At 64.2% G+C, this 26,450-nt stretch carries 29 protein-coding genes and 1 riboswitch; of the genes, 8 read left to right on the forward strand and 21 right to left on the reverse strand.

All coding sequences use genetic code 11. The features are described from left to right. Positions 1-435: 435 nt before the first annotated feature. The 6 genes from aptA to uvrC form a co-directional block, all read right to left on the reverse strand. Positions 436-1,782, reverse strand: a complete 1,347-nt coding sequence (gene aptA, locus AC5ZGW_RS16185; RefSeq protein WP_130229538.1) for an omega-aminotransferase AptA — start codon at positions 1,780-1,782, stop codon at positions 436-438. A 152-nt stretch (positions 1,783-1,934) separates the two neighbouring features. Beyond that, positions 1,935-2,903 (reverse strand): 50S ribosomal protein L3 N(5)-glutamine methyltransferase, encoded by a 969-nt coding sequence (gene prmB, locus AC5ZGW_RS16190; protein ID WP_130229536.1) that lies wholly within the window; start codon positions 2,901-2,903, stop codon positions 1,935-1,937. After that, complete coding sequence (locus AC5ZGW_RS16195) at positions 2,903-3,370, reverse strand: molybdenum cofactor biosynthesis protein MoaE (RefSeq protein WP_130229535.1); 468 nt, start codon at positions 3,368-3,370, stop codon at positions 2,903-2,905. Before AC5ZGW_RS16195 ends, prmB begins: the two co-directional genes overlap by 1 nt. 8 nt (positions 3,371-3,378) lie before the next feature. After that, entirely contained in the window at positions 3,379-3,630 is a 252-nt protein-coding gene (gene moaD / locus AC5ZGW_RS16200; protein WP_028163917.1) for a molybdopterin converting factor subunit 1, read from the reverse strand. Then, the gene (gene pgsA, locus AC5ZGW_RS16205) at positions 3,627-4,241 is read right to left on the reverse strand and encodes a CDP-diacylglycerol--glycerol-3-phosphate 3-phosphatidyltransferase (protein WP_130229534.1); all 615 of its coding nucleotides are present in this window, start codon (positions 4,239-4,241) and stop codon (positions 3,627-3,629) included. Before pgsA ends, moaD begins: the two co-directional genes overlap by 4 nt. A gap of 89 nt (positions 4,242-4,330) precedes the next feature. Beyond that, positions 4,331-6,412, reverse strand: coding sequence for an excinuclease ABC subunit UvrC (gene uvrC, locus AC5ZGW_RS16210; RefSeq protein WP_463326978.1), 2,082 nt, complete (start codon positions 6,410-6,412; stop codon positions 4,331-4,333). Between the two features lie 226 nt (positions 6,413-6,638). Between uvrC and AC5ZGW_RS16215 the strand changes: the two genes are divergently transcribed. Beyond that, positions 6,639-7,253 carry an outer membrane protein gene (locus AC5ZGW_RS16215; protein WP_028163914.1) on the forward strand — a complete coding sequence of 205 codons (615 nt, stop codon included), beginning with the start codon at positions 6,639-6,641 and terminating at the stop codon, positions 7,251-7,253. A 278-nt stretch (positions 7,254-7,531) separates the two neighbouring features. Here the strand turns inward: AC5ZGW_RS16215 and AC5ZGW_RS16220 are convergent, their stop codons facing one another. The 4 genes from AC5ZGW_RS16220 to AC5ZGW_RS16235 form a co-directional block, all read right to left on the reverse strand. Then, the gene (locus AC5ZGW_RS16220; protein ID WP_027581161.1) at positions 7,532-7,747 is read right to left on the reverse strand and encodes a cold-shock protein; all 216 of its coding nucleotides are present in this window, start codon (positions 7,745-7,747) and stop codon (positions 7,532-7,534) included. 259 nt (positions 7,748-8,006) lie between these two features. After that, on the reverse strand, positions 8,007-8,867 hold the full coding sequence (locus tag AC5ZGW_RS16225) for a 23S rRNA (adenine(2030)-N(6))-methyltransferase RlmJ (protein ID WP_130229533.1): 861 nt from the start codon (positions 8,865-8,867) through the stop codon (positions 8,007-8,009). Positions 8,868-9,002: 135 nt separating this feature from the next. Beyond that, on the reverse strand, positions 9,003-9,686 hold the full coding sequence (locus AC5ZGW_RS16230) for a ribonuclease T2 family protein (RefSeq protein ID WP_130229537.1): 684 nt from the start codon (positions 9,684-9,686) through the stop codon (positions 9,003-9,005). A 117-nt stretch (positions 9,687-9,803) separates the two neighbouring features. Next, complete coding sequence (locus tag AC5ZGW_RS16235) at positions 9,804-10,274, reverse strand: hypothetical protein (protein ID WP_130229532.1); 471 nt, start codon at positions 10,272-10,274, stop codon at positions 9,804-9,806. 171 nt (positions 10,275-10,445) lie between these two features. Here AC5ZGW_RS16235 and AC5ZGW_RS16240 point away from each other — a divergent pair, with 171 nt between their 5' ends. Together AC5ZGW_RS16240 and AC5ZGW_RS16245 are read left to right on the forward strand one after the other, a co-directional pair. Beyond that, positions 10,446-10,736: a hypothetical protein gene (locus AC5ZGW_RS16240; protein ID WP_130229531.1), complete on the forward strand. Its 291-nt coding sequence runs from the start codon at positions 10,446-10,448 to the stop codon at positions 10,734-10,736. Positions 10,737-10,761: 25 nt separating this feature from the next. After that, positions 10,762-11,301 carry a DUF3617 domain-containing protein gene (locus AC5ZGW_RS16245; RefSeq protein WP_130229530.1) on the forward strand — a complete coding sequence of 180 codons (540 nt, stop codon included), beginning with the start codon at positions 10,762-10,764 and terminating at the stop codon, positions 11,299-11,301. Between the two features lie 220 nt (positions 11,302-11,521). Here AC5ZGW_RS16245 and AC5ZGW_RS16250 read toward each other — a convergent pair whose 3' ends face one another. Genes AC5ZGW_RS16250 through AC5ZGW_RS16260 form a run of 3 tightly spaced genes read right to left on the reverse strand, consistent with a single transcriptional unit; the run spans position 11,522 to position 14,211 of the window. Beyond that, complete coding sequence (locus tag AC5ZGW_RS16250) at positions 11,522-12,907, reverse strand: ATP-binding protein (protein ID WP_130229529.1); 1,386 nt, start codon at positions 12,905-12,907, stop codon at positions 11,522-11,524. A gap of 12 nt (positions 12,908-12,919) precedes the next feature. Then, a complete protein-coding gene (locus AC5ZGW_RS16255; protein ID WP_035690117.1) occupies positions 12,920-13,615 on the reverse strand; it encodes a response regulator in 696 nt (231 codons plus the stop codon). Between the two features lie 41 nt (positions 13,616-13,656). Next, positions 13,657-14,211 (reverse strand): MarR family winged helix-turn-helix transcriptional regulator, encoded by a 555-nt coding sequence (locus AC5ZGW_RS16260; RefSeq protein WP_130229528.1) that lies wholly within the window; start codon positions 14,209-14,211, stop codon positions 13,657-13,659. A gap of 326 nt (positions 14,212-14,537) precedes the next feature. Here AC5ZGW_RS16260 and AC5ZGW_RS16265 point away from each other — a divergent pair, with 326 nt between their 5' ends. From AC5ZGW_RS16265 to AC5ZGW_RS16275, 3 genes are all read left to right on the forward strand, one after another. Beyond that, positions 14,538-15,617: a branched-chain amino acid aminotransferase gene (locus AC5ZGW_RS16265; protein WP_028163905.1), complete on the forward strand. Its 1,080-nt coding sequence runs from the start codon at positions 14,538-14,540 to the stop codon at positions 15,615-15,617. 73 nt (positions 15,618-15,690) lie between these two features. Then, positions 15,691-17,205 carry a histidine--tRNA ligase gene (gene hisS / locus AC5ZGW_RS16270; protein ID WP_130229527.1) on the forward strand — a complete coding sequence of 505 codons (1,515 nt, stop codon included), beginning with the start codon at positions 15,691-15,693 and terminating at the stop codon, positions 17,203-17,205. A gap of 117 nt (positions 17,206-17,322) precedes the next feature. Continuing rightward, complete coding sequence (locus AC5ZGW_RS16275; protein WP_027581150.1) at positions 17,323-17,526, forward strand: tautomerase family protein; 204 nt, start codon at positions 17,323-17,325, stop codon at positions 17,524-17,526. Positions 17,527-17,632: 106 nt separating this feature from the next. Here the strand turns inward: AC5ZGW_RS16275 and proC are convergent, their stop codons facing one another. Together proC and AC5ZGW_RS16285 are read right to left on the reverse strand one after the other, a co-directional pair. Continuing rightward, complete coding sequence (gene proC, locus AC5ZGW_RS16280) at positions 17,633-18,454, reverse strand: pyrroline-5-carboxylate reductase (RefSeq protein WP_496113934.1); 822 nt, start codon at positions 18,452-18,454, stop codon at positions 17,633-17,635. 184 nt (positions 18,455-18,638) lie between these two features. Continuing rightward, positions 18,639-19,136, reverse strand: coding sequence for a type III secretion system chaperone family protein (locus AC5ZGW_RS16285; protein WP_028163901.1), 498 nt, complete (start codon positions 19,134-19,136; stop codon positions 18,639-18,641). Positions 19,137-19,566: 430 nt separating this feature from the next. Beyond that, positions 19,567-19,718: riboswitch (FMN riboswitch) on the forward strand. A 75-nt stretch (positions 19,719-19,793) separates the two neighbouring features. On the opposite strand from AC5ZGW_RS16285, the gene AC5ZGW_RS16290 reads away from it, so the two are divergent. After that, positions 19,794-20,381 carry a 6,7-dimethyl-8-ribityllumazine synthase gene (locus AC5ZGW_RS16290; protein WP_028163900.1) on the forward strand — a complete coding sequence of 196 codons (588 nt, stop codon included), beginning with the start codon at positions 19,794-19,796 and terminating at the stop codon, positions 20,379-20,381. A gap of 156 nt (positions 20,382-20,537) precedes the next feature. Here the strand turns inward: AC5ZGW_RS16290 and AC5ZGW_RS16295 are convergent, their stop codons facing one another. The 6 genes from AC5ZGW_RS16295 to AC5ZGW_RS16320 all read right to left on the reverse strand — a co-directional run bounded on the left by AC5ZGW_RS16295 (position 20,538) and on the right by AC5ZGW_RS16320 (position 25,877). Continuing rightward, on the reverse strand, positions 20,538-21,491 hold the full coding sequence (locus AC5ZGW_RS16295) for a ribose-phosphate pyrophosphokinase (RefSeq protein ID WP_028163899.1): 954 nt from the start codon (positions 21,489-21,491) through the stop codon (positions 20,538-20,540). A gap of 167 nt (positions 21,492-21,658) precedes the next feature. Further along, entirely contained in the window at positions 21,659-22,270 is a 612-nt protein-coding gene (locus AC5ZGW_RS16300; RefSeq protein WP_051396707.1) for a hypothetical protein, read from the reverse strand. Between the two features lie 124 nt (positions 22,271-22,394). Next, positions 22,395-23,162: a peptidoglycan editing factor PgeF gene (pgeF, locus tag AC5ZGW_RS16305; RefSeq protein WP_130230657.1), complete on the reverse strand. Its 768-nt coding sequence runs from the start codon at positions 23,160-23,162 to the stop codon at positions 22,395-22,397. Further along, positions 23,159-24,280, reverse strand: coding sequence for a class I SAM-dependent methyltransferase (locus tag AC5ZGW_RS16310; RefSeq protein ID WP_130230659.1), 1,122 nt, complete (start codon positions 24,278-24,280; stop codon positions 23,159-23,161). The genes pgeF and AC5ZGW_RS16310 overlap by 4 nt, the downstream gene beginning before the upstream one ends. A gap of 8 nt (positions 24,281-24,288) precedes the next feature. Further along, positions 24,289-25,131: a prolipoprotein diacylglyceryl transferase gene (gene lgt / locus AC5ZGW_RS16315; protein ID WP_130230661.1), complete on the reverse strand. Its 843-nt coding sequence runs from the start codon at positions 25,129-25,131 to the stop codon at positions 24,289-24,291. A gap of 11 nt (positions 25,132-25,142) precedes the next feature. After that, positions 25,143-25,877, reverse strand: a complete 735-nt coding sequence (locus AC5ZGW_RS16320; protein WP_130230663.1) for a dienelactone hydrolase family protein — start codon at positions 25,875-25,877, stop codon at positions 25,143-25,145. A gap of 163 nt (positions 25,878-26,040) precedes the next feature. Between AC5ZGW_RS16320 and AC5ZGW_RS16325 the strand changes: the two genes are divergently transcribed. Then, on the forward strand, positions 26,041-26,304 hold the full coding sequence (locus AC5ZGW_RS16325; protein WP_130230665.1) for an accessory factor UbiK family protein: 264 nt from the start codon (positions 26,041-26,043) through the stop codon (positions 26,302-26,304). Positions 26,305-26,450: the final 146 nt, after the last annotated feature.

Genomic DNA, 26,450 nt, shown 5'->3' on the forward strand with positions numbered 1-26,450 from the left:
TGTGGTCCTACCCCCGTGCTTTTTGTTGCACGGGACCCATGGGTGCAACCAGCACCCGGCTTTCCCTGCGCCCTCTGTTCAATGAGGGTGGAACGAGACGCAAAGCTCGGACGCAACGCGCCGCGAGAATGCGGATTCACATCCTCTCCCTCACACTCCGTCGTCATGCCCGCCAACGGGTCGGCGCGTACGCGCCGCCCGATGACAGGCTCCGGCGGGCATCCAGTATCCCGCGGCCTCTGATTCAATCTCTGACGCCTCTGGAATACTGGATCGTCCGCCTTCGCGGACGATGACAACGGAGAGCTGTTTGAAAATTGAATCAGAATCGTAGGATGGGTAGAGCGAAGCGAAACCCATTCGCGCGGCTTGCTCCATCGCGATGGGTTTCGCTTCGCTCCACCCATCCTACGAAGCTGCTGTTTGCGTCGAACCTTACGCCACCGCGCGGATGATCTTGCCGACCTTGTCGACGATCTCGCCGATCTGGTCCTCGCTGACGATCAAGGGCGGCGTCAGGCACAGCGAGTCGCCTGCGATCCGCAGCATCAGGTCGTTGTCGTGGAAGGCGCTGTTGAGTGCGGCGAAGCCGCGCTTGCCGGGGCCATCCGCGATCGGGGCGAGATCGATGCCGGCGGTGAGGCCGACGGTGCGGATATCGACCACGTTCGGCTGGTCGCGCAGCGACATCACGGCGTCGGCGAATTTCGGCTCGAGCTTGCTTGCGCGTTCGAACAGCTTCTCCTCGCGATAGATGTCGAGCGTCGCAAGGCCGGCGGCGCAGGCCAGCGGATGGGCCGAATAGGTGTAGCCATGGGTCAGCTCGACCACATGCTCAGGGCCATTCATGAAGGCGTCGTGGATGGCGCCGCGCACGATCACGCCGCCCATTGGAGCCGCGCCATTGGTGATGCCCTTGGCGAAGGTGATCATGTCGGGCGTCACGCCATAGCGCTCCGCAGCGAAGGCAAAGCCGAGCCGGCCATAGCCGGTGATGACCTCGTCGAAGATCAGGAGAATGCCATGTTTCTCGGTGATCTCGCGCAGCCGCTTCAGATAGCCCTTCGGCGCCGGCAGCACGCCGGTCGAGCCGGCCATCGGCTCGACGATCACGGCGGCAATCGTGTTGGCGCCGTGCAGGTTGACGAGGCGCTCCAGCTCATCGGCGAAATGCACGCCATAGTCCGGCTCGCCCTTGGTGAAGGCCTGCTTCTCGCGGTCATAGGTCGCCGGCAGATGATCGACGCCGGTGAGCAGCGAGCCGAACAGCTTGCGGTTGCCGACGATGCCGCCGACGGAGGTGCCGCCGAAGCCGACGCCGTGATAGCCGCGTTCGCGGCCGATCAGGCGGATGCGGCTGCCCTGGCCGCTGATCTGGTGATAGGCCAGCGCGATCTTCAGCGCGGTGTCGGCCGCTTCCGAGCCCGAATTGCAGAAGAACACGTTGTCGAGTCCTTCGGGCGCGAGGTCGGCGATGCGGCTGGCAAGCTCGAAGGCTTGCGGGATGCCGAACTGGAACGGTGGCGCGTAGTCCATCGCCGCGGCCTGCTTGGTGATTGCTTCGGCAATCTGGGTGCGGCCATGGCCGGCATTGCAGCACCACATGCCGGCGGCTGCGTCGATGATCTGGCGGCCGTCGACGGTGAAATAGTGCATATCCTTGGAGCCGGCGAGCAGCCGCGGCTGCTTCTTGAAGGCGCGGTTGGCGGTGAACGGCATCCAATGCGCGGCGAGGTCATTGGGAACGTTGACGGCGGCGGGGCGGGGGCTCTTGTCCAGCATGGGGGCCTCGTTGATGGCGGTGAGCTGATTTGCCTTGAAAGTATCAGCTTCGCTGGGCGAGGTGAACGGCGCGAGCTGCGATATTTCCGCCGCGTTGCACTGCGTCACGCGGCGTCATCGCGCGAAGCGGACACTCGTTGCGAAGAAAAGCGTCAAACCGACGAGAGATCGGATGCACTGATCCAGAACACTTCGCCTTCGGAATCCTCGGTATCGAGCCAGAGCAGCGGCAATTGCGGATAGGCGGCTTCCAGGACCTCGCGCCCGCGGCCGATCTCGCAGAGCAGCCCACCTTCCGGAGTCAGATGCTGCGGCGCCTCGTCGAGGATGCGCCTGACAATGTCGAGCCCGTCGGCGCCGCCGTCGAAGGCGAGTTTTGGCTCGGCGCGGCATTCGCGCGGCAGCGAGGCCATGCCGAGCACATCGACATAGGGCGGATTGGAGATGATGAGATCGTAGCGCCTGCCCACGAGCGGTTTGAACAGGTCGCCCTGGTGCAGCGTCAGCCGATCCTCGAGTCCATAATCCCGGACGTTGCGCGCGGCGACCGCCAGCGCGTCCTTGGAGATATCGACGGCGTCGATATCGGCATTCGGGAAGCTTTGGCTGGCGAGGACCGCAAGGCATCCGGAGCCGGTGCAGAGGTCGAGCACGGTCACGACGGACAAGGGATCGTCGATCAGCGAGCCGCCTTCCTCATCGCCGGCGAAATGCGAATCCAGCAGCTCGCCGATGAAGGAGCGCGGCACGATGGTGCGCTCGTCGACATAGAAGGGAAGGCCGCGCATGTAGATCTTGTTGACGAGATAGGCGGCCGGCTTCCGCGTCGCGATGCGGCGCTCGATCAGATCGAGGATCCGCTTGCCCTCATGCGCGGTGACGCGTGCGCCGGCGAACTGGTCGAACTGATCGGGATGCAGGTGCAGGGTTTCGCAGACCAGGAAAGCAGCCTCGGCCACCGGATCGGTGGTGCCGTGCGCGAACACGAGCTTTGACTCGGTGAAGCGGCTCACCGCATAGCGGACGAAATCGAGCAGGGTCTTGAGCTCGCGCGCGGCAACCTTGGGGGACTTCGCTGCAGATCGGCCGCGCTTGGCGGCCGGCGTGGGACGCTTGGCCATCAGGATTTGGTCCAGCGCGCGGCTGCCGCGTCATCATGGTCGCGCGCCTCGATCCAGCTCGATCCCCGCGCGCTTTCCTCGCGCTTCCAGAACGGCGCGCTAGTCTTGAGGTAGTCCATCAGGAATTCGGCGGCCTGGAACGCGGCCTGCCGGTGCTGCGACGCCGTTACCACCAGCACGATGTTCTCGCCCGGCGTGATGCGACCGACGCGGTGAATGACGGTAAGACCGGACAGCGGCCAGCGCGACATGGCTTCTTCCGCGTGACGCCTGATCTCGGCTTCCGCCATGCCGGGATAGTGCTCCAGCGTCAGCGCCGCGATCGGCTCGCCGTTCTCGCTGCCGCGGCAGATGCCACTGAAGCTGACAACGGCGCCGATATCGGTGCGGCCCTTGCCGAGCGCGGCAATCTCCTGCGCGATGTCGAAATCGGCGTCCTGGATGCGGATGGTCGCAATCGCGGTCATGCTGTGGCTCAGCCGCCTGTCATCGGCGGAAAGAACGCGATCTCGCGCGCGCCCGATATCGCGGCGTCCTGCTGGACATGGGCGTGGTCGATCGCGGCGCGGATCACCTTCGGCTTCTCGAAGGCATAGGCGGAGGCCTCGTCGCGCCCGGCAAGCCAATCGATCAGCTCGCCAATGGTGCGGATATCGGCCGGCGGCTCGATGGTCTCCTCGGCCCTGCCGATGCGCTCGCGGACCCAGGCGAAATATTTCACCTTCATCCTTCATCCTCCTTGATGAGATGATGGATGCCGGCGCGGAAATAATCGTAGCCGGTGTAGATCGTGACGATCGCGGAGATCCACAGCAGCGCCAACCCGATCAACGTCACTACCGGGACCATCTGATCGCCGGCCTCGCCCGCCAGCAGGAAGCCGATCGCGACGAGCTGCACCGTGGTCTTCCATTTGGCGAGCTTGGTCACGGGAACGCTGACGCGCAGGCCGGCGAGGTATTCGCGCAGGCCCGACACCAGGATCTCGCGGCAGAGGATCACGATCGCCGCCCACAGCGTCCAGCCGTGGATGATGCCGTCCGCGGCCAGCATCAGCAGGCAGGAGGCAACCAGGAGCTTGTCGGCGATCGGGTCCAGCATCCGGCCGAACGCCGACTGCTGGTTCCAGATCCGGGCATAATAGCCGTCGAGGTAATCGGTGATCCCGGCGGCAATAAAGATCGCGACCGCCACCCAGCGCAGCCAGAGCGGGCCGTCCATGATCGCCTGCACATAGATGCAGCCGACCACCACCGGGATGGCGGCGATGCGGGCGTAGGTCAGGATATTCGGGAGGGACAGGGTCTTGGGCTGCCCCCTTGTGGTCGCCATGTTCATCCGTCTTACCAATACCGCTGAAGCGTCGAGGTCAACCGTGCGCGCATAAGATGGTCCGCTGCAGGCGACGCCTTGATGACTCCATCTCTCTAGCCCCCCGGCTGGGAGTGGAAAAACTCGAAGATCTTCCGCGCACTCTCCGCGCTGACACCGGGAACCTTGCCAAGGTCGGCGATCGAGGCGCGCTCGATCTCCTTCAGCGTTCCGAAATGATGCAGCAGCGCGCGCTTGCGCGAGGGGCCGATACCGGGAATTTCCTGTAAGCCGGCCTCACGGATGTCCTTCTTGCGCAGCTTGCGGTGCGAGCCGATCACGAACCGGTGCGCCTCGTCGCGCAGCCGCTGGATGAAATACAGCACGGGATCGCGCGGCTCCAGCTTGATGGCCTCGCGATCGGGCATGAACAGCGTTTCGCGGCCGGCGTCGCGGTCCGGCCCCTTGGCCACCGCCATCAGCGATACCTGGGTCAGCCCGAACTGGTCGAAAATCTCCTTCACCGCGTTCAACTGCCCACGGCCGCCGTCGATGATGACGAGGTCCGGCCATTGCGGGAAGGAATCGTCGTCAGCCTTGACCTTGGCCTCCTCGCCCTCGGCGGGCTTCAGCAGCCGCTTGAAGCGCCGTTCCAGCACCTCGCGCATCATCGCGTAGTCGTCGCCAGGCGTAAGCCCTTCCGACTTGATGTTGAACTTGCGGTACTGGTTCTTCATGAACCCGTCGGGACCCGCCACGATCATGGCGCCGACCGCGTTGGTGCCCTGGATGTGGCTGTTGTCGTAGACCTCGATGCGCTTCGGCGCCTGGGGCAGGCCGAGCGTCGTGGCCATGCCTTCGAGCAGCCGGCCTTGGGTCGCGGTGTCCGCGAGCTTGCGGCCGAGCGCCTCGCGGGCATTGGTCAGCGCATGGGTGACCAGCTCTTTCTTCTCGCCGCGCTTGGGAACTGAAACCTCCACCTTGCGACCCGCCTTGACCGACAGCGCGTCGGCGAGCAGCTCGGCGTCCTCGACCTCGTGCGAGAGCAAAATGAGCTTCGGCGGCGGCTTGTCGTCGTAGAACTGCGCGAGGAAGGAGGAGAGCACCTCCTCCGGCGTGAACGATTTTTCCGCGCGCGGGAAATAGGCGCGGTTGCCCCAATTCTGGCCGGTGCGGAAGAAGAATACCTCGACGCAGGAATAGCCGCCCTCCTGATGGATGGCGAACACGTCGGCTTCCTCCACCGTGCGCGGGTTAATGCCCTGCTGCGACTGGATCGCCGACAGCGCGGCGAGGCGATCGCGGTAGAGCGCGGCGGTCTCGAATTCGAGCTCGGCGGAAGCCTTCTCCATTTCGCCGGCAAGCTCCTGCTTCACCGCATGGCTGCGGCCCGACAGAAACTCGGTCGCCTCGCGCACCAATTCGCCATAGCCGGGGAAATCGATCTCGCCGGTGCAAGGACCGGAGCAGCGGCGGATCTGGTAGAGCAGGCAGGGGCGGGTGCGGCTCTCGAAGAAGCCGTCGGTGCAGGAGCGGATCAGGAACGCGCGCTGCAGCGCCGTGATGGTGCGGTTGACGGCGCCAGCGGAGGCGAACGGGCCGAAATAGCGCCCGGGCCGCGTCTGCGCGCCGCGATGCTTGAGGATCTGCGGCGCCCAATGGTCGCCCGTGATCAGGATGTAGGGAAACGATTTGTCGTCGCGTAGCTGCACGTTGAAGCGCGGCCGGAGCTGCTTGATGAGGTTGGCCTCGAGCAGCAGCGCCTCGGTCTCGGTGGTGGTCGAGACGATCTCGACATTCACCGTCGCCGCGATCATGCGCAGAATGCGCGCCGGCAGCGGCGCGTTGGGCCGGGCATAGGACGAAAGCCGTTTGCGGACGTTCTTCGCTTTGCCGACATACAGCACGTCGTTGGCCGCGTTGAGCATGCGGTAGACGCCCGGCGAGGTCGGGGCGAGCCGCACCGCATTCTCGATCGCGGCATGGCCGACCGCGAGCGTACCTTCGGCGACGGCCTCCGCCGGTTCCTCGGGAACCTCGGGCAGCCGCGCGTCCTCGTCCTCCTCCGCGGCCGACGTCGCCGGATCGACGTCGCCGGTGACGAGCGCGAGGTCCTGCGGCGGCAAGTCTGGGTTTCCGCCGTGGCGCGCTCCTTTGGGCACGGACGCCTTCGGATGGTCGGTAGAATCGTGATCCATGGGCCTAAACTAGGCGCTGCCGGCCGCCATCGCCAGCATCGGGCTCCGAGTGGAAAGCCTTGCGCCGGTAACGCTTCATTAAGATTGATGAGGGGGCGGTAACCGCCCTTAACAAGGCTTTAACTTAAAACTTTCGATAAATCTTCCCGAAAAACCAGTGAATTCCGTAACCACGCCGGCCTTCGCAACCGGCAGGTCGCGGCTGTTGCGTTCTGGAGTGGTTGCGATGAAGCGGTTTGTCGTCTTGCGCCTGCTGGCGCTGTTGGTCGGGGGATGGACGACGTCGTCAGCAGCGGCCGATTATCGCGGGCCCTATACCGTCAACCAGCCGCTCAACGCCATGAGCTGGGCAGGGCCCTATCTCGGCGGCAATTTCGGCTATGCCTGGGGCGGCGTAAACAACAACCCGACCAAGCCGTCGGGTTTCGCGGGCGGCGCGCAGATCGGCTACAACTGGACCAACGGCCCGTGGGTGTTCGGCGCCGAAGGCGACATCCAGGCCACCGGCGCGGAAGAAACCTTTGCGCCGTGGAAGTTCTCGAATCCCTGGTTCGGCACCATCCGCGGCCGCGGCGGCTACGCATTCCAGAACGTGCTCTTCTACGCCACCGCCGGCCTGGCGTTCGGCGAACTGCGGGCCGAGACTTTCGGCCTGTCGGAGTCCCAGACCAATGTCGGCTGGACCGCCGGCCTTGGCGCCGAGATGGCCTTTGCACCGAACTGGAGCGCCAAGCTCGAATATCTCTATGTCGATCTCGCCAGCAGCAACTTCATCATCACGGGCGCGTCGAACGGCTACCATTTCGGCGTCATCCGTGCCGGCGTGAACTATCACTTCTAGAGTTTTCGGTTCTGATTGAATCAGAACCGAAGCTCTAGATTCTAGTTGTGACGCGTTTTCTTCACGCGAACCGGTGTCCACTTCGCTCGAAAACGCTCTAACCAATCACTTCGAAGAATAAGAAAACGATCGACGACAACCTTCCGGCCGTCGCAGGCGGCCGGAATTTTTTTATGCCGAGCTGACGCGCGAGATCGCGCACATGCCTGTGCGAGCGGGGCGCCGCCCGGCAAATCGTTACCCGAGACTTCAGTCCGCTTCAGCGTGAGCGCAAGGGCTCACGATGAAATCACCAGATTGACCGCCTTGGGGCCTTTGCCCTTCTTGTCTGGTTCGACGTCGAACGTAATACGCTGTCCTTCGGTCAAATCCTTTAGTCCTGCGCGTTCGACTGCGGTGATGTGAACGAACACATCGCGACCGCCGTCGTCAGGCTTGATGAAGCCGTAGCCGCGCTCTCCATTGAAGAATTTGACTGTCCCAGTCATGGCCATCGGGAAACTCCTCCCCCGCATTGCACAGCCGCTACGCGCAACTCACGTAGCGGGTGACCGGACATTCGCTGCCGGAAGCTTGGCCACCTCAGCGGACCTGTGTCACGCCACCGACCCGCCTGGATTTTTCTTCGGCCTCGTCACTCCGCCGCAACCATTCGCGGAAGCGGAACGTAAAGCCAGTCCTAACGTGACAAGCATAATACGGTTCCGGGCAAGTTGCCTATGGTCGAGTGGGAGTTTTCAGCAACGGCGTTGGTTAAGGTTTGGGCGTCTCCAGCCTGAATCGGCCGGCGCCGCCTTGGCCCAAGGGCTTTTCCAACTCGGGCAGGATCATTCTGAGTTCACCGGCAAGCGTCCAGGGCGGATTGACGATCAAGAGCCCGGTCGAGACCAGTCCGCTCTCGGCTTCGCGAGGCGCGACGCTGAATTCGAGTCGCAGGCATTTGCCGGCCGGCTTGCTGTTGCCTGTCTCGAAAGCGACATGCCGTGCGAGATCGTCGGTCACGCGACGGCTTTTGACCGGATACCACAGCAGATAGCTGCCGGTCGGCCATTTGGCGAACGCCTCCGAAAAGCCTTGCGCCAGCCGCTCGAACTCGTCCTTGGCTTCAAAGGGCGGGTCGATCAGGACCAGGCCGCGCCTTTCTTTCGGCGGGACGAAGGCCGGCAGCGCGGTCCAGCCATCGAGGTCGACCACCCGCGCCTGGGCGTCGCGGCGCAGCGCGTCGATCAGGCGTTTGCGCGCCTCCGGCTCGAGCTCGCAAGCGGTGAGGCGATCCTGGGGCCGGAGCAGCGCCCGTGCGATCAAGGGCGAGCCCGGGTAGGCCTTCAGTTCGCCCGGCGGGCTGAAGGCTCTCACAATGTCGAGATAAGGCAGTACCAGCGGCAGCGCTTCGTTGGAGAATCGCGCCTGCATCACGCGCGCGATTCCGGTCAGCCATTCGCCGCCGCGCCGTGCCTCGTCGGAGGTGAGATCATAGAGGCCGGCGCCGGCATGGGTGTCGATGAGGCGGAGCGCCGCCGGCTTTTCCTGCAGATAGAGCAGGATTCGCACCAGCACGATGTGCTTGATGACGTCGGCAAAGCCGCCGGCGTGAAAGGCGTGACGGTAGTTCATGAGATATCTGCTGGTCTGTACACCGCACTTCTACTCGTCATGGCCGGGCTTGTCCCGGCCATCCACACGGTCGCCGCTGTCAAGAAGAGCGTGGATGCCCGGGTCAAGCCCCGGGCATGACGATGGAGAGACTGTCTAGCCGCCCCGGATCGGCGGCATCACCACCTGGTCTCGGCGGCAGGCGCGGCGATCGGTTTCCTCGCAGGCACGGAACTGCATGTCCTTGCTCATGCAGATCCTGACCTCGCTGAGTCGCTTGCTGTCGCAGGTCACCGAGATTGCCGAGCTGCTGAGGCCCGGATTGGCCTTGATGAAGGCTTCCTCGATTTCGCCGGGTGCGACCGTCTTCGGCTCCGACAATTGCAGGAATTCCTCAGGGATCTTTACCGCGGCGCGGGCCTTGCGGATGCTCTCGAAATAAGCGCGTGCGGGGAGGCCCGAGCAGGTGCCGTGCTTGTCCCATTCGTTGTAGATCAGCCCGGGCGCCGGCATCAGGTCGAGCATCGAGCTCATGACATTGCGGGCAAGGCGTGGCGCCGGCCGCTGGCAATATTCCGGAAAGCCGCGCTCATATTGCGGCCAGAGCCCATGCACCACGAAGGAGTAGGGGCGTCCGCCGCATTGGACCTGCGCCCGCCGGCCATCGCCGCGCTCGGAGGCGGCTTCGCAGAACGACGGCGACCAAGACAGCGCAAGCACGTAGAAATCGAACTCGCCCGGCGCGTTTTGTCGGCGGTCCTGGGCGCTGACCGGGCCAATCGCGGCAAAAAAGGCAAGGACGGAAATCAGCAGGCGGGAAACCAAGGCCAATCGAAACATCAAGCACCCCTCACACTCGACCGCGGGCGAGCCTAGCAGGGAGATGGAACATTTCAAGAACAAAGTGTGATGCGACGCATTGCTCGATAACAAGCATCGCCACACCAGCCCTAAGGATCAGGGCCGGGCCGACTTGCAGGCGGGATTATAGGCCCAGTTGCGGTCCAGTCCGACCACGCACCATTCGACGCCCTGGCCGATGCTGGCAAATCCGCCATCCTCGATGATCGAGAAATGCACGGTGCGCACCTTGCCGTCGCTCAACACCGCGTCGCCCGAGCAGTAGCGGCGCGGGATGTTGTCGGACTGCCAGGGACGGAAGGCAGTCTCGTGGATGCGCGAATAGCCGGTGATCACCAGCGGGGAATTCCAGAACTGGTTCTCTTTTTCCTGGAACTGAGACGCGATGGTCTGCAGCGCTGCCTCGCAGGGCGCCACCCGTCCTTCGTACTTCGGTCCGGACAGCCAGAAATTCAGCTCGAGCGGATTGGCGGCGTGGGCAGTCTGGGCGGACGCCAACAGGCCAACCAGCAGGCCGAATGCGGCGCAGAGGCCAGTTTTGGTCGAGGAACGAACAGAGTTGCGCATGAGAATCCGCCGGACAATCCAATGCGCCGGACGGTGCCGCGAAGGCCGGGCGAGGTCAAGTGCAACGCGGCAACACTGGCGGAGAACTCCGCAAATCTCCGGCCCACGATTCTTTTCACGGTCGCCCGCGCACTTTATGGTGCGGCCCGAGGATTTGAGGAGAGTCTGCAGATGCGAAAAATTCTGGCCGCTGGCATGGTTGCCGCAAGCGCAATGCTGGCCGTTGTACCGGCCAAGGCCGACTGGGTGCCCCCGTTCAAGGGCAACGATACCGGCGGCATCATTGCCTATTCGCTGGCCCAGCAGGCGGACGCCCGCCAGCTCGCGGTCGATCACTGCGCTTCCTACGGCAAGGTGGTGAAATTCCTCGCGGTGCAGCCCTATGAGGGTGGCTACGTCTCCTTCTCCTGCCGCTGGGTGCCTTGGGGCGCCGCCGAGCGGCCGCTGCGCACGCTTTATTGATCGGCACCGGTACCGGCATCGCCGCATGACGCGATATTTCGTTCTGCTCGGATCGGCCATCGGCCTGGCTGCGCTGCTGCCCGGGGCGGCCGGCGCCGTCGATCTGCCGGTCCGCAAGGCGGGCCTGTGGGAGATGAAGATCGCGCGCACGGGCTCGACCACGCCCGAAATGACGATGCAGCATTGCACCGACGAGACCACCGACAAGGACATGAGCACGGCGGTCTCGCCGATGGCGAAGGATATCTGCTCCAAGCAGGATATCCAGAAGACCGCGACCGGCTATGTCAGCGATTCCGTGTGCGGCGTCGCCGGCGTCACGGTGACCTCGCATGCCGAGATCACCGGCGACTTCAACTCCGCCTACACGGTCAAGACGACCTCGCACGCCGATCGCGGCTCGGCCGGTGCGGCGCACGATACTACCGGCACGATCGAAGCTAAATGGCTCGGCCCCTGCAAGGCGGACCAGAAGCCCGGTGACATCATCATGGCCGGCGGCATGAAGATGAACATCAAGGACATGGAAAAGCTGAAGGGCATGATCCCCAAGCTGCCGAAGTAAGTTCTTTTTGTAGCCGCATGCGCTTCAAGCGTCCGAGCTAGCTCAGCCTTGTGATGCCAATTGTTGTGGCCTCTCCCCTTGTGGGAGAGGGCTGCTTAGCTACTTGCAGCGGGCTCGCTTGGGTGAGGGGTTCTCTCCACCAACACCACCGCCCGTGGAGAGAACTCCTCATCCGGCGCTTCGCGCCACCTTCTCCCACAAGGGGAGAAGGGAAGAATTGTTACACTGGTACCCTTACCGTCGCACGCAGGCCGCCCATCGGGCTGTCGCCGAGCATGATGTCGCCGCCATGTGAGCGGGCGATGTCGCGGGCGATGGCCAGTCCGAGGCCGGTGCCGCCCTCGTCCTGATTGCGGGCGTCGTCGAGCCGCAGGAATGGCTTGAACACCTCCTCGCGCATATCAGCCGGAATGCCCGGGCCGTCGTCATCGACGGTGACCGTGAGATAGCGGTGGTCGCGGTGGCCGGTGATCGAGATCGTGTTGGCGTGCCGCGCCGCATTGGAGACGAGGTTGCCGAGGCAGCGCTTGAACGAGGCCGGCTTCACCGTCACGACAGGCAATCCGTGGAAGGCGACGGTCGCGGTATGGCCGTGGCGTTCGGCATCGTTGCGCAATTCCTCCAGCGCCATCGTCATGTCGGTCGGCTGTGCGACCTCGCCGGAGTCGCCGCGGGCGAAGGCGAGATAGTCCTCGAGCATCATCGACATCTCGTCGACGTCCTTGCGCATGGCGTCGATTTCGGGGCCTTCGCCGAGCAGCGCGAGCTCCAGCTTGAAGCGGGTCAGGATGGTGCGCAGATCGTGCGAGACGCCGGCGAGCATCGCGGTGCGCTGCTCGATCGTGCGCTCGATGCGCGCCTTCATCTCCAGGAAGGCGTGCGCCGCACGCCGCACCTCGCGCGCGCCGCGCGGCCGGAAATTCGGTGCCTCCCGGCCCTTGCCGAAGCTTTCGGCGGCGTCCGCCAAACGCAGGATCGGCTTGATCTGGTTGCGCAGGAACAGCACCGCGACGATCAAAAGGATCGTGGAGGTGCCGAGCATCCAGAAGATGAAGATTTCCGAATTCGATGCATAGGCGGCGCTGCGCAGCGCGAAGATGCGCATGATCGCGTCGTCGAGTTGCACGCGGATCTCGACCAGGTTGGACCTGCCGACGGTGTCGATCCAGAACGGACGGCCGATCTGGCGGCCGAGTTGCACCGACAGCGACTGGTCGAGCAGCGAAAAGAATGGCTTTGGCCCGGGTGGCGGCATGTCGCCGGGAGGCAGGAAATCGACCACGAGCTGGAGCCGCTGCGCGATCCGGCGCACCTGCGCGCGGTCCTTGTCCTGCGGATAGGTCTTGTAGACGTCGATGAGGGCGGCGATGTCCTGCACCACAGCGGTGGAGAGGCGGCGCGTCACCGTGTTCCAGTGCCGTTCCATGAACACGAAGGCCACCACGGTCTGCAGCACCACCATCGGCACGATCATGATCAGCAGCGCGCGGGCATAGAGGCCGGTCGGCATCCAGCTCTTGAACGCGTTTCCCATCCGGCCATTGGCTCTGGAGACGCGCTGCGAGGCGTTGCGGATCAGGCTCAGGCCCGTGTCGATCGTGCTCATGGCGGATAAGGCTTAAGGCGAGGCCACCAGGCGATAGCCGATGCCGCGCACCGCCTGCAGGAACAAGGGATTGGCGGGATCGCGCTCGATCTTGCGGCGCAGGCGGTTGATCTGGACGTCGACGGCGCGCTCGTTGACGGTGCCGCCTCCGGTCAGCGCGCCGCGCGGCACGGTTTCGCCGGGGCTCGCGGCGAGGATGCGCAGCATGTCCCGCTCGCGGTCGGTCAGATGGATGATCTCCTCGCCCTGGCGCAATTCGCCGCGGTCGAGATGGAAGACGTAGGGGCCGAAGGCGATCTGCTCCAGCGTCTGCGCCGGCGGCGGCGCGGTCCGCTTGAGGATGTTGCCGATCCGCAGCACCAGTTCGCGCGGCTCGAACGGCTTTGCCACATAGTCGTCGGCGCCGATCTGCAGGCCCTCGATGCGTGCTTCCGCCTCGTGGCGCGCGGTGAGCATGATGATCGGCACCGACGAGGACGAACGGATGAAGCGCGCGAGATCGAAGCCGTTCTCGCCGGGCATCATCACATCAAGGATCAGCAGGTCGAAATTGAGCCCGAGCAGTTTGGCACGCGCGTCGCTGGCGCTCATGGCGGTCGTGACGCGGTAGCCTTCGCCGCAGAGGAAGCGCGAGAGAAGATCGCGGATGCGGCGGTCGTCATCGACCAGCAGCAGGTGCGGCGCGTCGTCGGCCGGTTTCATCGGCATGCGTGCCGTCGCCGCGGCGATGGTTGCTCCCTGCGTCACGTTCACTCCCTCGTCTTCTTGGCCGCGCCGCCGAAGATCGTCTCCAGCACCTTGTCGGGGTCGTCGCGGTCGATCATCGCACGGAGGAACGCCCGCACGGTCTCGATGCCGCCCGGATCGAGGCCGGCGACCGCACGGTTGATGCGGTCGGTCTGCAGTCCCGCCAGCTTGGCCACCAGCGCTTCGCCCTTGGCGGTGGCGTAAAGCAGCCGCTGCCGCCGGTCATTGCTGCCGGTCTTCTGCAGGATGTAGCCTTCGTCGAGCAATTGCTTCAGCACGCGGCCGAGCGATTGCTTGGTGATGCGCAGGACGTCGAGAAGGTCGGCGACCTTGAGCCCGGGATAGCGCGTGACGAAGTGCATCACCCGGTGGTGGGCGCGGCCGAAGCCGAACGCCTCCAGCTCCTGATCGGCATCGCCGACGAAGTCGCGATAGGCGAAGAACAGGAGCTCGATGATGTCCCAGCGCAAATCGCCCGTCCGCGGCCCGGGGGCGGATACGTCCGTTCCCGGAGAATCGGGCTGCGCTGCTGCCGTTGAGAAATTTATGTCAGCCATATTGACGTATCTTGGGTTCAATGTTACAAAACTGCCAGTCACGACGAAATTTTAAATCGTTTCGTCCCTGGCAAAGTTTAGATCGGCCACGAGCAGACCAGTGATGGAGGCTTGGGCCGCAAATTGGGACTACCGTGTGATTGTCGAGCGGCATTTCGACAAAACATACTGGACTTCAGCATCCGGCAAAAGCATGTCCTTTCGGACATGAGGGCCATGGAAACCGGCCGTAAGGCTGGCGGTGAAGTCCAGGCCGACGAAGCCAGTTCGGCCCGGCGAGACCGGCGCCAGCAATCGCGCGGATTCCGACAGCGGGAAGCAAGGGTATGAGTTTGAAATTCGAAATCCAGCCTGCGGCGAATGCGACCTCCGACAAGGAGCGCGCGGCAAGGCTCGTGGACCCGGGCTTCGGCCGGATTTTCACCGATCACATGGCTATCGTTCGCTACAATCAGGCGAAGGGCTGGCATGGCGCGCGCGTCGAATCCCGCGCGAATTTCCCGCTCGATCCGGCCGCCGCCGTCATGCACTACGCGCAGGAGATTTTCGAAGGCCTCAAGGCCTACAAGCGCGACGATGGTGGCGTGAACCTGTTCCGCCCCGACGCCAATGCCCGCCGCTTCTGGAATTCGGCTGAGCGCATGGCCATGGCGCCGCTGCCCGAGCCCGTGTTCATCGAAGCGGTCGAACAGCTCGTGCGCATCGACCGCGCCTGGATTCCAGGCGGCGAGGGTAGTCTCTATCTGCGACCCTTCATGATCGCGAGCGAGGTCTTCCTCGGCGTGAAGCCATCAGCGGAGTACATCTTCGCCGTCATCGCCTCGCCGGTCGGCTCCTATTTCAAGGGCGGGCCCGCGCCGGTGTCGATTTGGGTGTCGGAGCACTACACGCGCGCGGCGATCGGCGGCACCGGTGCCGTCAAGTGTGGCGGCAATTACGCCGCGAGCCTGCGGGCGCAGGCCGAGGCCATCGAGCACGGCTGCGATCAGGTGGTTTTCCTCGATGCGATCGAGCGCCGCTATATCGAGGAACTCGGCGGCATGAACGTTTTCTTCGTGTTCGACGACGGTTCGCTGCTGACGCCGCCGCTCGGCACGATCCTGCCGGGCATCACCAGGGATTCGATCATCGCGCTCGCGAAGGATGCCGGCACGCCCGTGCGCGAGGAGACCTACACGATCGACCAGTGGCGCGCGGATGCCGCCAGCGGAAAGCTGAAAGAGGCCTTCGCCTGCGGCACGGCCGCCGTCATCTCGCCGATCGGCAAGGTGTGTTCCACGAAGGGCGAGTTTCTCATCAATGGCGGTGCGGCCGGCCCTGTCGCCATGGGGCTGCGGAAGCAACTGGTCGACATCCAGTATGGTCGCGCGGCCGATCCGCACAACTGGATCAGAAAGGTGCTGTGACCGGCGGCGGAATTATTCCGCCGCTTCGGCGTGACGGTTGCCGCATTCTCCATCCGCTGGTAAACGCGCGCCCATGGCCGACAAACCCAAAAAACCGCAGAAGCTGAAGGCGCGCTTGCCGCGCGGACTGGAAGATCGCGGCCCGACCGCGATCGCCGCGACGCGCCGCATGACCGAGACCATCCGCGAAGTGTTCGAGCGCTACGGGTTCGAGCCGGTGGAAACGCCGGCGATGGAATATACCGACGCGCTCGGAAAATTCCTGCCGGATCAGGATCGCCCCAACGAGGGCGTGTTCTCGTTCCAGGACGACGACGAGCAGTGGATCTCGCTGCGCTACGACCTGACCGCGCCGCTTGCCCGCTACGTCGCCGAGAATTTCGATCACCTGCCGAAGCCCTATCGCAGCTACCGCGCCGGCTACGTCTTCCGCAACGAGAAGCCGGGCCCCGGCCGCTTCCGCCAGTTCATGCAGTTCGATGCGGATACGGTGGGCTCGGGCTCGCCGGCCGCTGACGCAGAAATGTGCATGATGGCGGCGGACACGATGGAGGCGCTGGGCATTCCGCGCGGCAGCTACGTCGTGAAGGTCAATAACCGCAAGGTGCTTGACGGCGTACTGGACGCAATTGGCCTCGGCGGCGAAGACAATGCGGGCCGACGGCTCACGGTGCTGCGCGCGATCGACAAACTCGACAAGTTTCCGGCCGACGAAGTGCGCAAGTTGCTCGGTCCCGGCCGCTGGGACGGCGGCGAGGAGGGCAAGGGCGACTTCACGAAAGGCGCCGGCCTCAACTCGGCGGATGCTCATGTTGTCCTGAGCGTCACGGAAAAACGCGAAGATTGGAAAGAGTCGATTGCAGCGGCGGACATCTATTTGGCCAAAAGTGAGATCGGCCAAGCTGGCGTCAGTGAACTCGAAGAGATCGCCAAGTTAGTCACGGCATCTGGCTACGGATCGGATCGCATCCGCATCGATCCCTCCGTCGTGCGCGGCCTCGAATATTACACGGGTCCCGTTTACGAAGTAGAACTGCTCCTCGAAACGAAGGACGAGAAAGGCCGTCCTGTTCGCTTTGGCTCCGTCGGCGGCGGCGGTCGTTACGATGGCCTCGTCTCGCGCTTCCGCGGCGAGCCGGTGCCGGCGACGGGATTTTCCATCGGCGTGTCGCGGCTGCAGGCGGCGCTGACGCTGCTTGGCAAGCTCGACACGCGGCCGCAATTCGGGCCCGTCGTGGTGACGGTGTTCGATCGCGAGCGGGTCGCGGATTATCAAAAGATGGTCGCGCAGTTGCGTAGCGCCAACATCCGCGCCGAGCTCTATCTTGGCAATCCCAAGAACATGGGCAACCAGCTCAAATATGCCGACCGCCGCAATTCGCCTTGCGTCATTATCCAGGGCTCCGATGAAAAGGCGCGTGGCGAGGTGCAGATCAAGGACCTCATCGAAGGCGCCAAGGCCGCCGCGGCGATCGCGTCGAACCAGGAATGGCGCGAGACCCGGCCGGCGCAGTTCTCCTGCGCGGAAGCCGATCTCGTCGCGAAGGTCCGCGAAGTGCTGGCGCGGCATGACGTGAGGTGGGGATAGCCATTCGCGCGAGGTGTCATGCCCGGGCTTGTCCCGGGCATCCACGTCTTGTTTGATAGAGAAGAGCGTGGATGGCCGGGACAAGCCCGGGCATGACCGTAACAGGGAGAGACAAAGATGCCTGAGATCACCATCAGCATGGCTGCCGGCCGCACCGAAGAGCAGAAGAAGGGCATGATGCTCGACATCACCCAGGCGCTGGTCAAGAATCTCGGCGTCGACGCCGAAGCCGTCGTGATCCAGATCAATGAGGCGCCGCTCACCCACAAGATGAAGGGCGGCAAGACCTTTGTTGAGCGCGCCGCCGCGGCGAAGAAGTAGTCAAGAAAAGTAGGGTGGGCAAAGGCGCACTTGCGCCGTGCCCACCATCAAGCACTCCGCTCGTAATGGTGGGCACGCTGCGCTTTGCCCACCCTGCAGAGCTTGGCTACTTCGCCAGCTCCCTCGAGCGCTTGGCTGCGGCTGCGATCGCGCGGATCATCAGTGGACGCAGTCCGTCACTAGCCATCAGCACGTCCAGTGCGGCGGCGGTGGTGCCGCCGGGCGAGGTGACGTTCTGACGCAGCGTTGCCGCCGGCAAGTCCGAGCGATGCAACAATTCGCCGGAGCCCGCGACGGTCGCGCGCGCCAGCTTGGTGGCGAGGTCTTCCGGCAATCCGGCCTCAACGCCGGCACGCGCGAGCTCTTCGGCGAGCAGGAACACGTAGGCCGGGCCGGAGCCGGAGACCGCGGTCACGGCGTCGATCAGGCCCTCGTCGTCGACCCATTCCACCGCGCCGGTCGCGCGTAGCAGCGCGTCCGCGGTCGCGCGCTGCGCGGCACCGACGCTGTTCGCGGCGACTGCGACCGTGATGCCGCGGGCGATCGAGGCCGGCGTGTTCGGCATCGCCCGCACTGCCGCGCCGCCGCAGACTTCTTCAAGCGAGGCGATGGTGGTTCCGGCCATGATCGAGACGACAAGCGTCGATGGCGCGACCAGCGACTTGAGGGCGACCCCGGCATCCCGGAACAATTGCGGCTTGACCGCGACCACCAGCGTATCGACCTTGCCCGCGTCTTTGGGATTGAGACGGACGCCCTTGGCGGCCAGCGCACTGATCTCGGCCGAAGGCTGCGGGTCGATCACGGCGACGCGCGAGGCATCGAGGCCTCCGGCGAGCCAGCCGGTCAGCATCGCCCCGCCCATCTTGCCTGCGCCGGCCAGCGCGATGGTGCCGGTGATGTCTTGCAAAGCGTTGCTGTTACTCAAGGGGGCCACCATGATCGTCGTCCCGGCGAAGGCCGGGACCCATAACCACAGTCGGTTCTAGTGAGGTGCAGAACGCGCGACAAGCACGAACCGTCATGCCCGGGCTTGACCCGGCAATCCATCAAGCCAAAGATCCTTTGCGGATGGATGCCCGGGTCAAGCCCGGGCATGACGAGTGGGGAGCCTAAGCCTCGCCCTCGGTGTCGAACATCGCGGCGTTCATCGCCTCCTGGGCGGTCTTGCCGGCCCACACCACGAACTGCAATGCCGGGTAGTAGCGCTCGCAGGCATGGATGGCGCCGACCAGCATGCTCTCGCATTGCGCGGTCGATGCGTTCAGGCCGCCGGGCAGCACCAGCGCCTGACGGTGCATGATCATGCCGGTGTGGGTCCACAGATCGAAATGGCCGATCCACAATTGCTCGTTGATGGCGGCGATCAGCCGCTGCGCTTCGGGGCGGCGCGCCGGCGGAATCTTCATGTCGAAGGCGCAGGCCAGATGCAGAGCCTCGATCTCGCTCATCCAGGTGAAGGAGAGCTGATAGTCGGTCCAGTCGCCTTTGGAGACGATCGTGACCTCGTCGCCAGCGCGCTCGAACGCCCAGTTGTTATCGGCCGCAATGTCTTCGACCACCGCAAGCGGATGGTTTTCGGAATCGATTATGCCTTCGAGGAGGGACATGCCGTCTCGACCCTTGTTCTTCTGACTTTCTTGGTACGCATCCGGAAGGCCGGCCTGCACCAGATAACGCATGGTTGCCGACTGCAGGCCCCCGTGGCCTTCCCGATCGCTCCGAGGCTTGCCAGGATGAAGTGATGTGATTTGCGGAATCCGCGCAACCGGGCCCCGAGTCCGTCCACAGCCAAAGGCGCGCTCGTCCACAGCTCATCTCCGCCACAATTATTAACGCGAGAACAAACCGGAATCGGATTTGCGCGATCGTCGCAATCGTTAACGCGCGCGCCGCGCGTTTCGGCTCAGCGAAGCGGTCGCCAGGTCGTCAAGGCTCGCGTCGGGCACATGGGGAACATGCCGATTCGCCATGCCAAGGCGCTTGCCGCGTCCCTCGGTTTGGCAATAACTTTGGGATAGGTCGTCCATTCCGGGCGGCCGATGTTCTCAGGGCGGGGTGAAAGTCCCCACCGGCGGTAAGGGCCCGATGGCCCAAGCCCGCGAGCGCCTTTCTCCCCCCAGGAGGAAGGGTCAGCAGATTCGGTGCAATTCCGAAGCCGACGGTCAAAGTCCGGATGAAAGAGAACGGTTGCGGCAGCCTCGCCATCGCGCGTGGCTAGAGTCGTTTTCCGTATGCCCTGATTCTGGTCCTGAAAGAGGAAAGCCATGAATCAGATGTTGCAAGAAGCCGAAGTCCAAACTCCTGAAGCCGAGGAAGTCCAGTCGCCCGCGGATGCCACGCCGGCAACGCCAGAGCCTCCGCCGGCGCCCACGCATCCGCGGTTCGCCAAGCCGCAGCGGGTTGCATTCGTGCAATCGTCCTGGCACCGCGACGTCGTGGAGGAATGCCGCATCGCCTTCCTCGCCGAGATGGAGGCGCGGCATGTCACGAACATCGACGTGTTCGAGGTACCGGGCTCATTCGAGATCCCGCTGCACGCGCAGATCCTGGCCAAGACGCGCCGCTACACGGCGATCGTTGCCGCGGGCCTTGTCGTCGACGGCGGCATCTATCGCCACGAGTTCGTCGCCGACACCGTGATCAAGGCGCTGATGGACGTGCAGTTGCGCACTGAGGTGCCGGTGTTCTCGGCCGTGCTGACGCCGCAGCAGTTCCACGAGACGGAGGTGCATTTCGATTTCTTCCGCAAGCATTTCGCCATCAAGGGCGTCGAGGTCGCGGAAGCCTGCGCCAACACCCTGCACAGCCTCGAGCGTCTGCGCGGCCAGGTCGCCGCGGGGATCGTGGGGTAACGAACACCGTCATTCCGGGATGCGCGCGAAGCACGCCAGGCCCGGAATCCATTTGACCCGCGGTGGGACGGATTCCGGGCTCGCGCGGAGCCTGTCATCGGGCCGCGCTTTGCGCGGACCCGGTGGCGCGCCCCGGAATGACGATGCAGATGAATGTCAGTCGAACAGGCTCGACACCGACTCTTCGGCGGCGGTGCGGGCGATGGCCTCGGAGATCAGGCCGGCGATCGAGAGGGTGCGGATGTTGGCGGAGTTTCTCACGGCCTCGGTCGGCAGGATCGAGTCGGTGATGACGAGCTCTTTCAGCTTGGACGAGGCGATGCGGGCCGCGGCGCCACCGGACAAGACGCCATGGGTGATATAGGCGAACACTTCCTTGGCGCCGTTGGCGATCAGGGCATCGGCCGCATTCACCAGCGTGCCGCCGGAATCCACGATGTCGTCGACGAGGATGCAGGTGTAGCCGGCGACATCGCCGATCACGTTCATCACTTCGGACTCGCCCGGCCGCTCACGACGCTTGTCGATGATCGCCAGCGGCGTATTGATGCGCTTTGCGAGGCCGCGTGCGCGCACCACGCCGCCGACGTCGGGCGACACCACCATCACATTGCTCAGCGCGAAGCGTTCGCGGATGTCGCGCACCATCACCGGCGAGGCGAAGAGATTGTCGGTCGGGATATCGAAGAAGCCCTGGATCTGCATGGCATGCAGGTCGAGTGTCATGACGCGGTCGGCGCCGGCATGCGTGATCAGGTTGGCGACCAGCTTCGCCGAGATCGGGGTGCGCGAGCCCGATTTGCGATCCTGCCGCGCATAGCCGAAATAGGGCACGACCGCCGTGATGCGGCGGGCGGAAGCCCGGCGCAGCGCGTCGGTGATGATCAGAAGTTCCATCAGGTGGTCGTTGGCCGGAAACGACGTCGACTGCAGGATGAAGACGTCGGAGCCGCGGACGTTTTCCTGGATCTCGACGAAGATCTCCATATCGGCGAAGCGCCGGACCACCGCTTTGGTCAAGGACATCCCGAGCCCATCGGCGATCTCTTGCGCCAGCACGGGATTGGAATTGCCAGCTACCAGCTTGATCGCGCCGTTCTTGGCCGACATGGACGGTTCTCCCCGAGGTTTGCTCGATACCATGTCCAACATCTCAAGTACCTACAGAACCGGCGGGTTTCGATGCGCGACGAGATATCAGGCGAGGCAGGCAGCGGCAACCCGTCACACCCGTTATCCCGGCGAAAAAATGACAGGTTTTTGACTATCCCGAACGTTTAGTTAGCGCTGTAGCCGAGCGCGACGACGCCGGATTCTTCCGGTTCAGGCGCGCTTGCGACCGCAGGTCCCTGCCGGCTGGGCGCCGAGGCCGGTGCAGGCGCATCGGTCGGGCCACCATTGATCATGCTGCTGAGCCCGCTCAGGCCCGCTTGTGCGATCTTGCGCAGGACCAGGTCGTCCGCGGCAGCCCAGGCGTCACGGCCGGTCTTGCCGGCTGGTTCTTCGCCGGAGAGGCGCAGGGCGCGCTGCTGGTTGGCGTCATAGACGTCCCAGACCCAGGCGATGGCGGTCTTGCCGCGCACGACCTGCGCCGAGAGATAGCCGCGCACGCGGTAGGCGGCCGCGCCCTCGCGCGAGACGATTGCGATGTCGCGGAGTTTGGCTTCACTGTCCAGCACACCCACCATGCGGTCGAACACCTGCGGCGGCGGGCCGTCGATCGATTCGAATGCGATTGTCGGTCCACTGGCGCTGTTTCCGGCCATGGCATAGGCGTTGCTCGCCGCGCCACCATTGGCGCAGCCGCCGAGCGCACAGGCTGCCATCAGCAACGTTGCGGCCACCGCGGCGCGCGCAATTCGGGAAAGGGTGACGATGGTGTCGCTCATCATCACCCCGATATCGTTAAAATACGTTAAGGTCTAGGGCAGTGAGGCCACGGCGCCGGTTCGATAGATTCCGGGCGGTGATCGAAATTTTTCTTTGAAGTTTAAGCACTTCCCCTGGAAGCGGTTATTTCTCCAGGGCGATGGCGTGAACGTGCCGGCCATAATCGCCCTCTTTCCGATGCACCGAGCGTCGGTAACTATAAAAGCGTTCGTCGGAATAGGTATCGATCCCGATGTCGTCGATCATCAGGATACCGGCGTTCTCCAGCCGCATCCGGATGTAGCCGCCGAGGTCGAACATCGCGTGCCCTTCGCGTTCACCCGGCAGGAAGAACAGGGCGTTGTCCGCATCGGCCTCCAGAAAACGCGCCACGAATTCGGGCCCCACTTCATAGGAGTGCTGGCGGATCAAAGGCCCGATCGCGGTGACGATGCCGCTGCGGTCGGCGCCGAGCTTCTCCATCGCCTCGACGGTCGATTCCAGCACGCCGGTCAGCGCGCCCTTCCAGCCGGCATGCGCCGCGCCGATCACGCGCGCATTGGGATCGACAAACAGGATCGGGCCGCAATCGGCCGCGGTGACGCCGATCGCAAGGTTCTCCGTGCGGGTGACAATGGCGTCGGCTTTCGGCCGCGCATCGCTCGCCCACGGTGTGGTGGCGACCACGACATCGGGGGAATGCACCTGATAGAGCGTCAGCAGGCGGTTGGGCGCGACCCCCAAGCGCTCCGCCATGCGCCGGCGGTTTTCCGTGACATTATCGGCAGCGTCATTGGAGCCGATGCCGCCGTTGAGGCCGGCATAGATGCCCCCGGACACGCCGCCTTCGCGCGAGAAAAAGGCGTGGCGCAGGCCGGGAATGGCTGAGAGCAGCGGGGAGGCCAGGGTCATGAACGTTCCGCGTCGTTTGGGTGATCGCTCAGGCCCGCGATCGAGGTGAGCTCCGGGTGGGAGATCGCCATTGCCTTGAACATCGAGCCCATTCCGCCGCGGCCGCTGTCGGTCAATCGTTTCAGTGCGCCGGCGATCTCGGCGCCGATCTCGGGCGTGGCCTTTGCCATCAATCCCGCGGCGCGCGCCTCGATGCCGAGGCGCTTCAGGAATTCACCCTGCGTCACCGGGCCGTGGACGCGTGCGCCGACGTCTTCGGCGGCGCGTGCCAGCGCCTGGAAGTCGACATGGGCGGTGACGTCGGCCTGGCCCGGATTCTTCAGCGGATCGGAAAAGCTGTGGCGGGCGATGGCCTGGAAGGTGTCGCCGGCGTCGCTGCGCATGTGGCCATAATCGATGATCAACGCCGCGCCGTCCTGGTCGCGCACGCGGCGGGCGAGCTTCATGATCTCGGTATCGGGCCGCCATTCGAACACGGCACCTAAGGGAGCTGCGCGCACCAGCGGCGGCAGCAGCACGTCGAAACGCGGCATCGGCTCCGGCGCGGTGCCGAATGCGAGCTTGCCATTGCTGTCGAGCTCGATCACGCGTTCGTGCCAGCCGTTCTCGTGCCGCACCACCTGGTGGATCGGCAGCACGTCGAAATATTCGTTGGTGAGGATCACCGCCGGACCCTCGGGCACCTCGTCGATGCTCTCGTGCCAGGTGATGTCGCGGACGTTGCCCAAGGTTGCGCGCTGCTTCTCGCGCAGCACCGGATTGATCTCGACCAGATGGACGCTGAGCGACTGATAGAGCGGCGGCAGCACCCGCAGCGCCCGCAACGCGTCCGCCATCATGGTGCCGCGGCCTGGGCCGATCTCGATGAGCCGCAGCGAGTCAGGCGAGCCGATCGCGCGCCAGATCGACGCTGACCACAGGCCCAGCAGCTCGCCGAACATCTGGCTGACTTCGGGCGCGGTGGTGAAATCGCCCTCACGGCCCAGCGGGTCGCGCGACACGTAATAGCCGTGCTGGGGATGCATCAGGCATAGTTCCATGTAGCGCCAGACCGGCATCGGGCCGGATGATTTGATCAGTTTCTTGATCTCGGACAGCAGCGGCGAAACTTCGGTCACATCCAGCCTTAAATCGAATTCGGCACCGGCTGTGGCGCCCTGCGGCGCCAAGCCATCACAACCATGATACTGCCGACAATAACCATCGGCACCGACAACAGCATTCCCATGGTTGGACCGCCCCACAGGAATCCGAGCTGCGGGTCGGGCTCGCGGAAGTGTTCGCCGATGATGCGGGCGATGCCGTAGATCAAAATGAAGCTGCCGAGCACGAGGCCGGGCCGCTTCAACGCACCCATCCGGATCATCACCGCCAGGATCGTGAACAGGAGGATGCCCTCGAGCCCGGCTTCATAAAGCTGGCTCGGATGCCGCGGCAGCGGTCCGCCGTTGGGAAACACCATCGCCCAGGGCAGGCTCGGATCGGCGGGCCGGCCCCACAATTCGCTGTTGATGAAATTGGCGAGCCGGCCGAGGAACAAGCCAATCGGCGCCACCGCGGTGGTTAAGTCGCCGAGCGATAGGATCGGGATGCGATTCCGGCGCGCAAACCACATCACTGCGACGACGCAGCCGAGAAAGCCGCCATGGAACGACATGCCGCCCTTCCAAAGCTCGAAGATCTCAGCGGGATGCTGGATGAAAAACGGCAGGTTGTAGAACAGCACATAGCCGGTGCGGCCGCCGACGATGATGCCGAGGGTGACCCAGAGGATGAAGTCGTCCATCTGGGTCAGCGTGATCGGCGCGGGACCGCCCCACAATTTTTCGTTCTTGATCATCTGCCGCGCGTAGATCCAGCCGATCACGATGCCGCAGATGTAGGCGAGTGCGTACCAGCGGATCGCGATCGGTCCGATCGAGATGGCGATCGGATTGAACACGGGGAAATCGATCAAGAGGAAGGGCATCGCGCCTCGGGCTATGCGGAAAGATTGCGGCGATAGAGCGCCAGCAGACGCTCCCAGTGCCGCTCGGCGGCGTCGCGGTGATAGACCGGGCGCTTCGGGAAGGCGAAGCCGTGATGGGTGGCGGGATAGATCTCGACCTCGTTGTTCGATCCCTTCATGCCGGCCTGCACTTTTTCGATGATCTCCATCGGCGCGTAGATGTCGGTCTCGGCGCAGGCGAAATAGAGCTCGGCCTTGGTCTTCTCGGCTGCCAGATGCGGGCTGTCGGGCTGGTCGGTCGCCAGATGCGTGCCGTAGACCGAGGCGGCGGCTTTCACGCGATCGGGGAAATGCGTCGCTGCGTTGATCGCGTAGCGCCCGCTCATGCAATAGCCGACGGTGCCGACGAGGCGCGTATTCGCGGCGGCCTCGCCCTCGGCATAGGAGAGCAGGGCCTTGGTGTCTTCCATCACCATGGGGATGTTGATCGAGTGCATCAATTCGAACATGCGCTTGCGCTCGGGCGATTCCGGGTCGGGATTGATCGGCCCGAGCTCCATGACGCCGGCGCGGTAATAGAGGTTCGGCAGCATCACATAGTAACCGGACGTCCCGAGCCGGCGCGCCATATCGCGCAGCTCCTCGCGGATCGCCGGCGCATCCATGTAGAAAATGATCACCGGAAACGGTCCGCCGCGCTCGGGGTGGGTGATGAAAGTGGTGATCTTGCCGTCTTTGGTCGGAATATCGATCTGCTGGTCGATCATGGGCGCTTCTTCGGTTTGCGATTCTCTACTCCTGCGCGCTGAATACGATTGCAAGGAAAACGGAGCATGACAAGGCGAGCGGCATCATGGGTCATTTGCGGCCTTGAACCCCGCGCCTTTGATTGCCATTGTCTTGGTCGCCCAAGGGAGTGCGGAGAGTTAGATGACCCAGACCACGAACCGTTTTTTTGACGAGATCGGCCGCCTCATGAACGACGCCGCCGGGGCCGCCCAGGGCGTCAAGCGCGAAGTCGACTCGGTCATGCGCAACCAGGCCGAACGCGTCCTGCGCGACCTCGATGTCGTCCGGCGCGAGGAGTTCGAGGCGGTGAAGGACATGGCCCGCCTGGCGCGCGAGGAAAACGAGGTGCTGAAGGCGCGGATCGCAGCCCTGGAGGCCAAGCTCGGGATCGCGCCGAGCACGTGAAGGCGGACGGGTAGGGCCGTTTCCCACGCACTCTACCGTGATGCCCGGGCTTGCCCGTCTTCGCTATCGCTTCGCCGGACTGACATTAGAGTGCCCGGCGAAGCCTCGGCGGAGTCGGGTCCCGGGCATCAACGTTCTTTCTTCCT

This window comes from Bradyrhizobium sp. Crot121, from assembly GCF_059512385.1.